9 protein-coding genes are annotated in these 14,051 nt (G+C 59.1%); 7 read left to right on the plus strand and 2 right to left on the minus strand.

The features are described 5' to 3' along the window. The first annotated feature begins 159 nt into the window (after positions 1-159). Positions 160-1,122: an undecaprenyl-diphosphate phosphatase gene (locus HMPREF9451_RS01930; protein ID WP_009138612.1), complete on the plus strand. Its 963-nt coding sequence runs from the start codon at positions 160-162 to the stop codon at positions 1,120-1,122. A 157-nt stretch (positions 1,123-1,279) separates the two neighbouring features. Next, positions 1,280-3,736, plus strand: a complete 2,457-nt coding sequence (locus HMPREF9451_RS01935; protein WP_009138613.1) for an ATP-dependent helicase — start codon at positions 1,280-1,282, stop codon at positions 3,734-3,736. A 133-nt stretch (positions 3,737-3,869) separates the two neighbouring features. Here the strand turns inward: HMPREF9451_RS01935 and HMPREF9451_RS01940 are convergent, their stop codons facing one another. Beyond that, positions 3,870-5,603 carry an FAD-dependent oxidoreductase gene (locus HMPREF9451_RS01940; RefSeq protein ID WP_009138614.1) on the minus strand — a complete coding sequence of 578 codons (1,734 nt, stop codon included), beginning with the start codon at positions 5,601-5,603 and terminating at the stop codon, positions 3,870-3,872. A gap of 242 nt (positions 5,604-5,845) precedes the next feature. Between HMPREF9451_RS01940 and HMPREF9451_RS01945 the strand changes: the two genes are divergently transcribed. Next, positions 5,846-7,369: a helix-turn-helix transcriptional regulator gene (locus HMPREF9451_RS01945; protein ID WP_009138615.1), complete on the plus strand. Its 1,524-nt coding sequence runs from the start codon at positions 5,846-5,848 to the stop codon at positions 7,367-7,369. Between the two features lie 142 nt (positions 7,370-7,511). Here HMPREF9451_RS01945 and sdaAA read toward each other — a convergent pair whose 3' ends face one another. Further along, positions 7,512-9,161: an L-serine ammonia-lyase, iron-sulfur-dependent, subunit alpha gene (sdaAA, locus tag HMPREF9451_RS01950; protein ID WP_009138616.1), complete on the minus strand. Its 1,650-nt coding sequence runs from the start codon at positions 9,159-9,161 to the stop codon at positions 7,512-7,514. 132 nt (positions 9,162-9,293) lie between these two features. Here sdaAA and HMPREF9451_RS01955 point away from each other — a divergent pair, with 132 nt between their 5' ends. The 4 genes from HMPREF9451_RS01955 to HMPREF9451_RS01970 all read left to right on the plus strand — a co-directional run bounded on the left by HMPREF9451_RS01955 (position 9,294) and on the right by HMPREF9451_RS01970 (position 14,017). Next, positions 9,294-10,232: a manganese-dependent inorganic pyrophosphatase gene (locus tag HMPREF9451_RS01955; RefSeq protein ID WP_009138617.1), complete on the plus strand. Its 939-nt coding sequence runs from the start codon at positions 9,294-9,296 to the stop codon at positions 10,230-10,232. A 386-nt stretch (positions 10,233-10,618) separates the two neighbouring features. Beyond that, positions 10,619-11,410 (plus strand): pyrroline-5-carboxylate reductase, encoded by a 792-nt coding sequence (gene proC / locus HMPREF9451_RS01960; protein WP_009138618.1) that lies wholly within the window; start codon positions 10,619-10,621, stop codon positions 11,408-11,410. Between the two features lie 20 nt (positions 11,411-11,430). Further along, complete coding sequence (locus HMPREF9451_RS01965; RefSeq protein WP_009138619.1) at positions 11,431-12,540, plus strand: C39 family peptidase; 1,110 nt, start codon at positions 11,431-11,433, stop codon at positions 12,538-12,540. A gap of 208 nt (positions 12,541-12,748) precedes the next feature. After that, positions 12,749-14,017: a dicarboxylate/amino acid:cation symporter gene (locus tag HMPREF9451_RS01970; RefSeq protein WP_083851816.1), complete on the plus strand. Its 1,269-nt coding sequence runs from the start codon at positions 12,749-12,751 to the stop codon at positions 14,015-14,017. Positions 14,018-14,051: the final 34 nt, after the last annotated feature.

A 14,051-nucleotide genomic window follows, 5' to 3' on the forward strand; every position in this document is an offset into this window, starting at 1 on the left:
CCGCGCGTCTGCGCCTTGCTTGTGAAAGCGTCGTTTTTCGGCCGTTTTCCTTGGTGCAGTTGGGGTGGGTGCGGCACAATCATGGCGGCGTAAGGCCGCTTTCGTATGTCTGCGCCGGTTTTGCAGGCTGTCAAACCGCGATCACGAAGGAAGAAACGCATGGTTCTATTTGAAGCGCTGAAAGCGTTTTTGTTCGGTGTCGTCGAGGGCATCACCGAATGGCTGCCCATCTCCTCGACGGGTCACATGATGCTTCTGGACGAATTCGTCAAGCTCGAGGTGTCGGAGGCGTTCTACAGCACGTTTTTGGTCGTTATTCAGCTCGGCGCCATCCTCGCCGTCATCTTGCTGTTCTTCCACAAGCTCAACCCGTTTTCTCCTCGCAAGAACGCGGAGCAGAAGCGTACTACGTGGAACATCTGGGCGAAGGTCGTCGTCGGCTCCATTCCCGCTGCTATCGTGGGCCTGCTGCTTGATGATTGGATCGAAGAGCACATCATGACCAACGAAGACATCGCGGCCATTGTGGTGTCTGTCGCCCTGATCGTCTACGGCGTCATCTTCATTGCGATCGAGCTGCGCAATCGCCGCCTGATCGCAGAAGCCAGCCAGCCTCGCGGCAAGCACGCACGCACCGACGGCGAAAATCCCGCGCCGGCGCGCATGGTGTCGGTCGATCCGGATGCGGAGGCGGAATATGACGCCTCGAGCGTCATCGCCAAGGTCAACACCTTCGATGAGCTTTCTTACGGCAAGGCCTTCATCATCGGTATCTTCCAGAGCCTGGCGATCATTCCCGGCACGTCCCGTTCCGGCTCCATCATCATCGGTTCTATGCTTGTGGGTACGTCGCGCACCATCGCCACCGAGTTTGCCTTCTTCCTGGCCATCCCCATCATGCTCGGCTGGAGTGTCCTGAAGTTCATCAAGCATGGCTTCGCCTATACCGGCATGGAGTGGATGATCTTCGGCATCGGCTTGGTCACGGCATTCGTGGTTTCGGTGCTGGCCATCAAGTTCCTGGTGGGCTATGTGAAAAAGCACGACTTCACTGCCTTCGGCGTTTACCGCATCATCCTCGGTGTTGTGGTGCTGGGCTACTTCCTGCTGATCGCTGCGTAGCGATCGCGCAGCAACGTGTGTTCGGGCGTGGCTTTCGGGCCGCGCCTTTTTGTCTTCCGTTGCCGCGGCGCATTGGCGCTGTTCGGCCGGATGAGGCTGCTGGGGCGGCCTCGGGGCAATGTGTGGGATCTTTCAACATGCAAGAGGAGCGAATCGCATGGGTATCGTCGATATAGATTCTCTGAACGAAGCGCAACGAGAAGCGGTGCTATGCACCGAGGGTCCGCTGCTTGTTCTGGCGGGCGCCGGCTCGGGCAAGACGCGCGTGCTCACATACCGTATTGCACATATGCTGGGAGATTTGGGCGTGCAGCCGTGGCAGATTCTTGCCATCACGTTCACCAACAAGGCTGCGGCCGAGATGCGCGAGCGTCTGGGCAAGCTTGTGGGTCCTGCGGCGCGCGGCATGTGGGTCTCTACCTTCCACAGCATGTGCGTGCGTATGCTGCGCACCGATTGCGAGAAGCTGGGCTTCGACAAGGGTTTCACCATCTACGATGACGACGATAGCAAACGCCTGGTCAAAGACATCATGGCCGAGTTCGACATCGATCCTAAACGTTGGCCGATCAACGCCATCCGCAATCGCATATCCACCGCGAAAAACGAACTGATCGTTCCGGGCGTGTTCGAGCAGGAGGCGCACGACCCTTCGGCGAAGGTTGCCGCCCGTGTGTACAAGCGCCTGCAGGAGCGCCTGAAGGCAGCTAACGCGTTCGACTTCGACGATTTGTTGCTGTATACGTATCTGCTGCTCAAAGACCACCCCGATGTGCTCGAGGCGTATCAGGACCGTTTCCGCTACCTCATGGTGGATGAGTATCAGGACACCAACCACGCGCAGTACGCCATTACCAAGCTGCTTGCGGCCAAGCACAAGAACATCATGGTGGTGGGCGACGACGACCAGTCCATTTACTCGTGGCGCGGCGCCGACATCCGCAACATCCTGGAATTCGAATCCGACTATCCCAGCGCCCATACGGTGAAGCTCGAGCAGAACTACCGCAGCTCGGGTAACATCCTTGCCGCCGCGAACGCTGTGGTGTCCAACAACATGCACCGAAAGAAAAAGAAGCTGTTCACGGCGGCGGGCGAGGGTGACAAAATCAACGTTTACATGGCTTCCGACGAGCGCGACGAAGGCCGTTGGATTGCCGCGGAAATCGAGCATCAGCGAAGCGAGGGCATTCCTTACGACGAAATCGCCGTCTTCTACCGCACCAACGCGCAGAGCCGTTCCATCGAAGACATGCTGCTGCGCGCGGGCGTGCCGTACCGCATCGTCGGCGGCACGCGATTCTTCGACCGTGCCGAAATCCGCGACGTCATGGCGTATCTGACGTTGCTGGTGAATCCGGCAGACGACATTGCCGCCAAGCGCGTGATCAACGTCCCGCGCCGAGGCATCGGTCGCACCACCGTCGAATACATCGATTCAGCGGCGCGCATGACCAATATGCCCTTCATGCTGGCGGCCGAGCTGTGCCTGGCCGACGAGCATCTGCAGATGCGAGCCCGCAATGCGCTTGGCGGTTTCCTCTCCCTGATTGAGGAAGCGCGCAGCTACGGTGGCGATTTGCGCAAGGTAATCGAGGCGGTCATAGACAAGAGCGGCATGATTGCGGCCTATGAAAACGAAGGCACCGACGAAGCACGCGGACGTATCGAGAACATCAAGGAATTCCTGTCCGTCGTTGACGAATACGTCCAGACGCATCAGGTGGAAGACGAGCCGGAGATCGCCCGCGACGACGCCCTTGCCGCCGTGCGTCAGCTCTCGCCTGATTCCCTGGCCGACTTTATCGAGTGGGTCCGCCTGCGTACCGACCTTGATGCGGCCTCTGCCGAAGACGACCAGGCCGTCACGCTCATGACGGTCCACTCTTCTAAAGGCCTCGAGTTCGATTGCGTGTTCGTGGCGGGCATGGAAGAGACGTTGTTCCCGCATTCGAATTCCTCGCATGACGAATCTGGCTTGGAAGAAGAGCGCCGCCTGGCCTACGTCGCCATCACGCGCGCTCGCAAGAAACTCTACCTGACGTGCGCCTATGCTCGCCAGATTTTCGGCGAGACCGCGGCGAATCCCATGTCGCGTTTCGTGTCGGAGATTCCTGCCGAGCTGCGCAAGACCATCGGTCTGGGAAGTTCGGGCTTCTCGGGTACGGGATGGGAGAAGCGCGGAAGCCGTCGCGGCATTTCTGGCAGCGGTACCGAGGCCGGTGGCGGCCGCGTGTTCGGCCAGTCCAGCGCGGGCGGCAGCAGGCCTCGTTCTGCAGGACGTTCGGGTGCATCGTCGGGCGGTTCTTCGTTTGCGGATTTCATGGGGTCGAATGCATCGCGCACGTCGTCGCGCGGGTCCGAGGGTCGTGCGCTTGGCAAGGCGACCCACGGTTCGGGCGAACGTGTGCTCGGTCGAGCCAATCCCAATGCCGGTAAGAAAGCTGCAGCAAAGATGACCTTTGCCGTGGGGGATGTGGTTGACCATAAGACGTTCGGTCGCGGCCGCGTGACCAAAGTCGACGGCGATTTGCTGTACATCAAGTTCGCCAAAAACGGCATGACGAAAAAGCTGCTCAAGGATTATGCGCCCATTGTGCGCATAGACCTGTAAACGAAACGGGAGCCCGCGTCGATGCGGGCTCCCGTTTTTGCGTCATGCTTCGGAATGGCTTTTTTCTTGCCGATTCGGGGTTTGGCGTGTTGTCGTTTTCGTCGTCTTGTAGGAAGCCGCTGCTGTCAACCGTCTAGGCTTCGGCGAGTTCCTTGCCGACCATGCGTCCGAATGTTGCACATCGTCCGGCATTGAGGCCCGCGGCCTGGTTGGGGTAGGTGCCTGCGTAGAAGCAGCCTTGATCGTTTCCTACGACGCGTACTCCTTCGATGACGTTGCCGTCTGAACCATAAGGCTGGCATTTTTCATTCACGACAATGCCGTCGAGGGTGCACAAGGTAAGTGCGCACGATTTTACGGTTGCATAAAACGGTGCGGTTCGTAGCTCGGAAAGACGGAATGCCTCTTTGCCGAAATCGGGGTCGGCTTGTGCGTCGAAGTTCTCGTTCTGTCGCTCGCACGTTACGAGGAAAGCCTTCTTTTTCTCGTTTTCGAATCCGAGCTTGTCGGCAAGCTCTTCAAGCGTATCGGCTTTGACGATATATCCGGCTTCAACGAAGCTTTCCATTTCGGGTCCGATCCAGTCGTCCATCATGGTCGGGAAAGCATCGTGGTCGGCGCCTTCGCGATAGCAGATGGTGGAGCAGCCCACCGTATGGAAACGTTGTACGTTTTCCTGCCAGTTCGCGTCCCATACCTGATGCCAGGTTCGCTGGCCTTCGGGGTATTTCGTCATGGCGTTCATCACGAAGTCGTAAGGAGCGCTTTCGTTGTGGAATCGCTCGCCGTTCGCATCGACGCGAAGGAAGGGCTGCGAGCTGAAGAAGTAATAGCCGTAATCCGATCCGACGGAGTAGGGGTCGCCGGATTCTTGCTCTGCGGTTAGCAGGCATCGATTGAACGTGAGGGAGGTGTGAACGGGGTCGAGTTTCGCTCCTTCCCACATAAGGGCCTTGATGCCGTCTCCGACGCAATTGGGAAACGCGTCGAACGTTCCCAGGCATGAGAGGCGTTCGGGCTGAAGGGTCGAATACATGTCTTGGTTGTAGGCGTATCCGCCCGTCGCGACGATCACGCCTTTCGAGGCGTTGACGCGAATGGGGTCGCCGTCGCTGTTTTCCGCATAGAGTCCGACGACGCGGCCGTTTTCGACGATGAGGCGGATCATGGGCGTATTGAAGCGCTCTTCGCATCCTTCGAAGGACGTGATGTAGGCGTCGATGATTTCGGCGACGTCGCCTTCGCGGGACGGATATTCGCCGTTGGTTCCGTGGCCAGTGGGCCATTCTTTGTAACGGGTTCCTTCGGGCATGTTCCACTCAAGTTGAACCTCCATGCCGCTTTCGTTCATCAGGTCGGTATACCAGTCGATAGCTTCGCCAGATTTCTCGGCCCAGAGTCTGACGAGTCGCGCATTGATTTGGCCGAGCGCATAGTGGTCCATGTCGGTGACGATGTCCATGACGTCGATATCGACGCCATGTTCCTGCTGCAGCTTCGACCCGACTGCACCGAGGGCTGACGATCTGATGCTGCTTCCTTGTCCCGATTTTTCGATAAGGAGCGTTTTGGCGCCGCTTTCGGCCGCGCTTGCTGCGGCAAAATAGCCGGATGTTCCCGCGCCGACGACAACCACTTCGAAATCGAGCGTTTCGACGCAGTCGGCATCGGATATCTCGGGTGCGGCGCCGAGCCACGACGGCGTTTCGGTGCCTGCTTCCGAACCGGTTTCGCCGGCGTCTTTCGTTTCAGGCTTTGCCTGCGAAGGGGCGCAACCCGCCAGTCCTGCGATGGTTGCGATGCCGACGGTGGCTGCCGTTCCCGTCAAAAAAGAACGACGATCGATTTGCGGTTGATGAATGCTCATGACCGATCCCTTTCCCTGTGTCCTTGTGGATTGCATGGCGACGGCTTTGTCGATGGGAGGGGGGCAAGGTCGCCACCATGCGTTTTTTCAAGGGGAGCTTTATCCGCCTCTTGCCCTATCCTGGTGCGGCCGGATTATGAAAACATCGCCGAAAAGCGGGGTCTTTGGCTTTTAACCTGAAATAGGTGAGCGAAATACCTGGGGAAATGCGGCATTATTGCATTTGTTGCAAAGGAGGGTGAATGACGAGTCTTTCTGACATCGTGCTGAAAATCGGGGATTCGATCAAGTTTCGTCATTTGGGCATTGGGTTTGTCTGGGCGTGGATCTACTGTTCGTTCGAAACGTCGGCTCTTTATCCCGATCGCTTCGGGGTCGGCATCAACGCCGATATATCGTGGCTGGCGTCTGCGGCGTCGGTGACGCTTTGCCTTTTTGCCTTCGGGTTCTTTTTTCGTTTTCGCGACCTGTCGAATCATAAAAACCTTCCTTTTATCGCTGCGGCGCTTATGGCGTGCGGCACGTTCGCTTCGGCGATGGCGGGCGACTGGGCGGCCGTTGGGGTCTTGTCGGGTATAGCCACCGGTGTGGGAAGTGCTTTGTTAATCGTCTTATGGGGCGATGCCCTTTTTCGCATCGATGCTGAACGGGCCGAGGTGGCCATTCCCGCTGCGTCGGGCGTCATGCTGGTTTGCTCGTTCGTGTTTCCTTATATTGAGGGAATCGTTGCTGTTGTCGGGGTTTCGGCCTTGCCGATTTTTTCTGCGGTGTGCCTGGTTTTGACGTATGGCGATGCGTCGGACAGTTCGGGGGAGTGCGGCCGAAGCGAAAAACGGGCGGAAGCATGCGGTGTTCGCTTGTTTTCGTACGGATCGACCGCTGTGCATGCGGGTCGGTCGAAAGCCGTCGGAAGGAAAAAGACGACAGGAGAGCTGCTTCGTTTCTGCCTTCTTGTATGCGTCGCGTATTTCGTAATCGGATTTTTCTCCGCGCTCGGCTCGCCCGAAAGCGCCTTTCAAGAAGCGTATGGCTTCGATGTATCGACGCTTGTCGGGTCCGTATCTGGCCTCTGTCTGGCTGTCTGGTTCATCTTTTTCTCTTCGCGTATCGATATGACGGTGCTGTTTCGATGGCTGTCGCCTCTTATGGTGATCGGCATCGCCGCTGCTTCGTTTGACGGAGTGCTGCCCGAAACCGTGCTTTCCGTTGTGATTTCCATCGCTGATGCAGTTTTACAGGTGGTTGTGATGCTGCATTTTCTCGGGATGGCGCGACGCGGGCCTTTCGCGGCGGCTTTCGTTGTCGGCGTGAGTCAAGGGTTCATTCAGATGGGCATCTTGCTGGGCAATCTCACAGGTGCGAAAGCAGAAGATTTCATTTTGTCGGGCGTTTGCGAGATGTGGGCCTTGTCACTGGCTCTTGTGTGCCTGCTTTCGCTGGCTATGGCTTTGGCACCTACGGGATACGTTGCCTCGATGCGGATTGCGCTGCACGAGGAAGATGATGTGCGAAAGGACGAGAATCCGGGCGCGTTGCTAACGGAGGAGAGGGCACGGGAGAAGAGGGTTGCCGAACTTTCTGCCGAAAAAGGTCTTTCTGCAAGGGAGTCGGAAGTTCTTGGATATCTCGCGAAAGGTCGCTCGCAGCCCTATATCCGTGAGGAACTGGTTTTGTCGAAGAATACCGTTGCAACCCATGTGAAGCATATCTACCAGAAGCTCGGAGTTCATTCCAAGCAGGAGCTTCTCGATTTATTCGAGGGATGATGCATGGTCGCATTAAAGTAGCCGTGTACCACGCTGTTTGGCTTGAGATTCGATGCATTGTCGCATGGGGCGTGTTAGGAAATGCTACAGAAAAACGGGATGCCGCCGAGGGCGAAAGCTGTCGGCGGCATCCCGTTTCGCGCTAATGCGCGCAGCCTTGGCAGAACGCGCATGCGGAAGGCGCGGCCGCAAGTCCGCCAAGCGCGCTTTCGCGCAGCTCGAAGGGAAGCGAGCGTCCTACTTTGTACATGGCATCGACGGTCTGGTCGAAATCAACCAGGTTGTCTATGCCCGCCAAGGCAATCTGGGCGGATACGAGCGCATTGGCCACACCGGTGGCGTTGCGCTTCTGACAGGGCGCCTCCACCAATCCGGCAATGGGGTCGCACACCAGGCCCAGAAGGCCGGCAATGGCGTTCGAGGCTGCGGCGAAGCACTGGCGCGGCGTACCGCCGAACAGTTCGCATGCGGCCGAAGCGGCCATGGCGCTTGCTGCGCCCACTTCCGCCTGGCAGCCGCCTTCGGCGCCGGAGACGGTGGCGTTGCGTGTAATGAGATATCCGATGCCTGCAGCATTCGCCAGCGCGTCCACGATTTGCTCGTCGGAGAACTCGTGGACATCCTGGCAAGCAAGAAGCATGGCCGGTAAAACGCCCGACGATCCTGCGGTGGGCGCGGCTACGATACGGCCCATGGAGGCGTTGGTCTCAAGGACGGCCATAGCGTAGGTGGTCGCACGGGCGAGCAGCGTGCCGCACGGGCCGGATTCCTCGATTGCGGAAAGCGCCGCTGCCTCGCCGCCGATCAGGCCTCCCATGGAGCGGACGGGGTCGCAAAGCGGTCCGGTTGCGGATTCCCGCATAGTCTCGAGGGCTTTGGCTAGGTAATTGCGTGTGTCGTCGACGGCGATGCCGTTGCTCGCTAGCATGCAGCGCTCGCGGCGGCAAGTGGCCTCGCTGATCGCGACCCCCTCTTTCTCGCAGTAGGCTAGCATGGCCGCGGCGTTCGGGAAGTCCAGCTTTTCGAACAGGTCGGCCGCTTCCTTGGGGGAAAGGTCCGCGCCGAACCCTTTCGGTCTTGCGCTCGCCTGCGTCGTCTGCGGCGGCACGGCGTCGGTGGCGCGGTCGCTTTTGACGATGCGCACGTCGTAGATGTCGGGATGCTTGGCGATCGCGCGGGCGATGGACTCGTCCACTTCGTCGTCGGTCTCCATGATGGTGAAGGCGATATCACCCTTGCGCTCTCGGAAAAGGCTTGTAGTGGCAATGTTGACGTCGAAGACGTTCAAGCATGTTGCAATGTGGGCGAGCACGCCTTTCGCGTCGCGCTGCTTGACGACGATGCTGTGGTATTCGCCGCTCAAGCGCACGTCGATGCCGTTGATGCGGCTGATGACCGCCGCGCCGCCGCCGATGCTCTCGCCGCGCATGCTGGTGATCGATCCGGTTTCGTCGGTCACTTCGATATCCACCGTGTTGGGGTGCTCGCACGGCTCGTTGGGAGCGGGCACGAAGGAGAACTCGAGCCCGGCTTTTTTCGCCAGGTCGAAGGACTCGCGAATGCGCAGATCGTCGGTGGCCATGCCAAGCAGGCCGGCCACGAGGGCCTTGTCGGTGCCGTGTCCTCGGTAGGTGTGCGCGAAACTGCCGTAGAGCGTGAAGGTTGCCTTGCGTGGTTCGCCTGCCAAAAGGCGGCGGCACATGAGCGCGATGCGCAGTGCGCCTGCGGTGTGGCTGCTTGACGGGCCGATCATGATGGGGCCGATGATGTCGCGAATGCCGAGAACTTTCATCGCACATCCTTCCGAGCGAGACGGGTTTTTGCATGCTTCGCGCACGGTTCGATCCGGGCGCGTCGCTGCCATGGTACACTGTCTGGTTGTAATTACGAGCGCAAATGCAAAGGAATCAAGGAGGAATCGCCCATGACAGCGCCCATCCTGGTGTTCGGTCATAAAAACCCCGATAACGATGCCATTTCGGCAGCGGTCGGCTACGCCTATCTGAAAAACGAGCTCGCCCGCGCCAACGGCGAAGACGCCGTATACGAGGCGTGCCGCCTGGGCGGCTTCCCGCCGGAGACGGCTAAGGCTCTCGAAGAGCATGGCATCGAGGCCCCTCGCCTGATCGAGTCTGTCGGCGAGGGCGATAAGGTCATTTTGGTCGACCACAACGAGGCGTTGCAGTCTGCTGATGGCATCGAGAATGCTGAAATCGTCGAAATCGTCGATCATCATCGCCTGGGCGGTCTTGTGACTGCGCAGCCGCTTCGCGTCAACGTCATGCCCGTCGGTTCCAGCGCTGCCGTGGTCGCGCGCGAATTCGAGATTCAGGGCGTGGAGCTGCCGAAGAACATCGCCGCTCTGCTTCTGGGCGCCATGCTGACCGACACCGTCATCATGAAGTCTCCCACCACCACCGATTTCGACCGCGCGATCATCGCGAAGACGGCCGAATACGTGGGCGTCGATCCGGTCGAATACGGCATGGAAATCTTCAAATGCCGCTCCAATCCGGCGGAGCTGCCCATCCACAAGATGGTCAACGCCGACGCCAAGGAGTTCGAGCTCTCCAACGGCAACAAGGTCTACATCGGCCAGTTCGAAACCGTCGATTTGCAGGCTGTGCTCAATCGCGAAGACGAAATCCGCGCAGCGATCAAAGAGCTTGTCGCCGAGAAGGGCTATCAGTTCGTGCTCTTCTTCGCCACGGATATTCTCGCTGAGGGCAGCCAGTTCATCGTCGAGGGCGATACCGATTTCGTGAACAGGGCTTTCGGCATCGATGTCACGGGCAAAAGCGTCTGGATGCCGGGTGTGCTTTCCCGCAAGAAGCAGGTTGCTGCTCCCATTTTGGCTCTCTAAGCGGCCGTCCTGCGCTCGCGCAGGCCTTCCGGCGATGCGCGTAGCTCGAGAGAGGCTGCGCGCGTATTGCTGAAAACTCGAAGACCCCGATCGTCGAGTCGCTTCGTTTCCTGGATATCCAGAAATGGGGCGCTCGCGTCGGGGTTTTCTTCGTTCTGGTTTTTGCGTCGTGTTGCGCGTCGAAGCCGCAGCTGCGCTCGGGGCGAAAAGGGCGTCCGGACGTGGTTGCTGCACCGCCGTTTGCTCGGTGGAATTTCTACGCTGCTTTGCGAAAAGTCCGCTCGTCGTCGTTTGCCATAGTATGCTACAGGCCAATTGAAACGGTTGTTGCTCGAGTTTGCTTCGAGGGAAGAGAGGCTTCGGCGAGCGAGGGAGAGGGATTCGCAATGCATAAGATTGGTTTTCTCGGTTGCGGAAACATGGCGCGTGCCATTATCGGGGGCATTCTCGCAAAGGGCATCGTCGCTCCGGGCGAGATTATCGCGTCGGCTCGCACGCAGGCCACCATCGACGCTGCGCATGAACGCTTCGGCATCGATGTGACGCTCGATAACGCCGAAGCCTGCAAGGCATCCGTCGTCTTTCTGGCGGTAAAGCCGCAGATGTACGAATCCGTGATTGCGGAGGCGGCTCCTCATTTCTCCTCGGAGACCGTGCTTGTTTCCATCGCCCCTGGCAAGACCCTCGCTTGGCTCTCCGACGCTTCCGGCCTTGCGAAGGTCGTGCGTCTGATGCCCAACACGCCCGCCGCGGTGGGAGAGGGCATGACCTCGGTCGTTATCGGAAAGGGCTGCTCCGCCGAAGACGCCGATCTCGTGCTTGAGATCGTCGATTCCTTCGGAAAGAGCGAACGCATCCCCGAGCACTTGATGGATGCCGCAAGCGCGGCCGCGGGCTGCTCTCCCGCGTATGTGTATATGATGATCGAGGCTATGGCCGACGCAGCCGTTCTCGAGGGCATGCCGCGCGCGCAGGCGTATCGTTTCGCGGCGCAAGCCGTGGTGGGTGCCGGCAAGATGGTGCTTGAGAGCGGCCAGCATCCGGGCGCACTGAAAGACGCTGTCTGTTCTCCCGGCGGCACCACGATCGAAGGCGTGCGCACGCTTGAGGCGTGCGGGTTCCGCTCGTCTGTCACCGAAGCCCTTATCGCGACGGTGGACAAGGCGCGAAGCCTCTAGGCCGAAAAGGCGAAACAACCATGGTGTCGAAACGTGCCAAAAACGATAGCATTGACGATTCCCGAGAGGCGGCACGCCAGCGGCTTGAACGCCGTCGTGCGCGTTCCGACGCGTCTTCGGGCAACGGGGATGGCGCGCGAAAAGCGGGGTCGTCCCGGTCTTCGGCGCGCAACGTCCGCCCAAGCGCGGCTTCTTCCAATGTGCGGGTGATTCATATTCCCCGTCCGTTGGTCATAGCTGCGGGCATTCTTTTTCTTGTGGCGTTGTTCGCAGGGGTCAATGCGATAGAGCATTCGTGTGCTCGTGAGAACGCGGTCGATTCCATCGAGGCGGATACCGGCCAGCCTACGCAAAACGAAGAGCCCGCTGCCGAGCCCGAGCAGGCTGACCTTTCGCTTCTTCCTGCCGATTTGTCGCAGGAAGACGTTGATTCCCTTACCGCTCAGGCGTCCGATCCTCGCATTGTTTTCATTGTGAACAAGAGGCAGCAATATGTGGACGCCTTCGGTGAAGAGCGTGCGACGAAGCTACTGCAGCTTGCGGCTCAAGAACCCGACGCGGTGGATTTCGTGGCGTCGCTTCTCGATTCGTATCCTGCATCTTCTGGAGAACCGTACGAGGAACAGGTTTCAAAGGGCAGCGTTCCGCTGCTTTTCCAGTGGGACGAACGCTGGGGATATGTCGAATACTGCGCAGGGCCGTTTGGGAGCACGGGGTGTTGTCCCACGTCTCTTTCCATGGTGTATATGGGGCTGACGGGCAAGACCGACAAGACGCCGGCGGATATGGCGGAACTGGCAACGCAGAATGGCTATGCGGCGGATGACGAGGGAACCATCGGATCGTTTCTGACGGACATGGCGCCAGGCCTCGGTCTGCAATGCGAATTCTTCGCACCCAGTTCAGCGTCGCTTCTGACGTATTTGGAGAGCGGCTACGTCGTCATCGTCAACGTGGGTCCGGGTGACTTCACGACGGCAGGTCATTTCTTCGTGGCCACGGGCGAGGCTTCGGACGGGTCCGTCAAGATACACGACCCGTATTCCAATGCGAATTCGTCGGTGACGTGGGATGCCGATGTGCTGGCGAATCAGTCCATCGCCATGTACGCGTTCAAGGCGCAGTCGTAGGGCGTCCTTCGGTTTTTCGCTCCGGATGCCTTCGCGATTGCGAGGCGCATGCCGTTGACGTGGCGAGGCTCGAGTGCGCGCTTGGGGGCGTGGACCCTCCTTCGGTCTGCCCCCTGCGACGTTCGCGATATCGGGGCTTGCGGCGACGCTTTCTCATGGTAAAGTATTCGACCATATTGCAAGCCTCAATCGAAGGAAAGCCGCTGATATGAAGAAGATTTTTACCAGCCTGCCCTTCATCTTGCTGGTGTCCGTCGTTATCGGCATTCTTGTAGGCCTCGTTGCGAACGAGGCGGTCATGAACGTCGTGATTACCATCAAGTATGTGCTCGGACAGCTCATCACGTTCTGCGTGCCCCTGATCATCATCGGGTTCATCGCGCCGTCGATCACCAAACTCGGAAAAAACGTGTCGCGCATTCTCGGCGTGGCCGTGCTGCTTGCCTATATCTCTTCGATCGGCGCTGCGTTCTTCTCGATGTTTTCCGGCTATGCGATTATCCCCAATCTCTCGATCGTCACGTCGGTGGAAGGTCTCAAAGAGCTTCCCGAGGTTGTTTTCCAGCTCGACATTCCCCAGATCATGCCGGTCATGAGCGCACTCGTTCTGTCCGTGCTTCTGGGTCTTGCCTGCGTCTGGGCGAAGGCGGACTCCATCGCACACCTGCTTGACGAGTTCCAGCGTATCGTGCTTTCCATTGTCACGCGTATCGTCATTCCGCTGTTGCCGTTCTTCATCGCCACCACGTTTTGCGCGCTGGCTTACGAGGGAACCATCACCAAGCAGTTGCCGGTGTTTTTGGTCGTCGTGCTCATCGTTATCGTGGGCCACTATATCTGGCTCGCCGTGTTGTACGGAATCGCCGGCGCGTATGCGGGCAAGAACCCGCTGAAGGTCATCAGGCACTACGGCCCGGCGTACTTGACGGCCATCGGCACCATGTCTTCTGCCGCAACGCTTGCTGTTGCTCTGCAGTGCGCCAATAAGGCCGTTCCGCCGCTGCGCCGCGACATGGTGAGTTTTGGCATTCCGCTGTTCGCCAACATTCATCTGTGCGGCTCGGTCTTGACCGAGGTGTTCTTCGTCATGACTATCTCCCAGATGCTCTACGGCGCTATTCCCAGCATGGGTACCATGGTTTTGTTCTGCCTGCTTCTGGGCGTGTTCGCTATCGGCGCACCCGGTGTTCCCGGCGGTACGGTCATGGCATCGCTTGGCCTTATCACGGGCGTGCTCGGCTTCGACGCCACGGGCACGGCACTGGTGCTTACTATCTTCGCGCTGCAGGATAGCTTCGGCACCGCCTGCAACGTCACGGGCGACGGCGCTTTGTCCCTGTTCATGAGCGGCTATGTCCGCAGGAAGGGCATTGAGGAGAGCGAAGAGCGCGTAGAGCTGTTCAACGCCTCCGATGAAACCAAACTGGGCATCGGCTACGACCAGAGCGAGAAAGCTGCGGAGCTGAGCGCCAAATAGGGCACGGCTCCCTGCGCGCGGTGAGGACTTTGCC

Source organism: Slackia piriformis YIT 12062 (assembly GCF_000296445.1).
Lineage (GTDB): Bacteria > Actinomycetota > Coriobacteriia > Coriobacteriales > Eggerthellaceae > Slackia > Slackia piriformis.

Excerpts from the sequence above, each read along its gene's own strand:
- HMPREF9451_RS01930 (WP_009138612.1), top strand. The coding sequence starts at position 160 with ATGGTTCTATTTGAAGCGCTGAAAGCGTTTTTGTTCGGTGTCGTCGAG.
- HMPREF9451_RS01935 (WP_009138613.1), top strand. The coding sequence starts at position 1,280 with ATGGGTATCGTCGATATAGATTCTCTGAACGAAGCGCAACGAGAAGCG.
- HMPREF9451_RS01940 (WP_009138614.1), bottom strand. The coding sequence starts at position 5,603 with ATGAGCATTCATCAACCGCAAATCGATCGTCGTTCTTTTTTGACGGGA.
- HMPREF9451_RS01945 (WP_009138615.1), top strand. The coding sequence starts at position 5,846 with ATGACGAGTCTTTCTGACATCGTGCTGAAAATCGGGGATTCGATCAAG.
- sdaAA (WP_009138616.1), bottom strand. The coding sequence starts at position 9,161 with ATGAAAGTTCTCGGCATTCGCGACATCATCGGCCCCATCATGATCGGC.
- HMPREF9451_RS01955 (WP_009138617.1), top strand. The coding sequence starts at position 9,294 with ATGACAGCGCCCATCCTGGTGTTCGGTCATAAAAACCCCGATAACGAT.
- proC (WP_009138618.1), top strand. The coding sequence starts at position 10,619 with ATGCATAAGATTGGTTTTCTCGGTTGCGGAAACATGGCGCGTGCCATT.
- HMPREF9451_RS01965 (WP_009138619.1), top strand. The coding sequence starts at position 11,431 with ATGGTGTCGAAACGTGCCAAAAACGATAGCATTGACGATTCCCGAGAG.
- HMPREF9451_RS01970 (WP_083851816.1), top strand. The coding sequence starts at position 12,749 with ATGAAGAAGATTTTTACCAGCCTGCCCTTCATCTTGCTGGTGTCCGTC.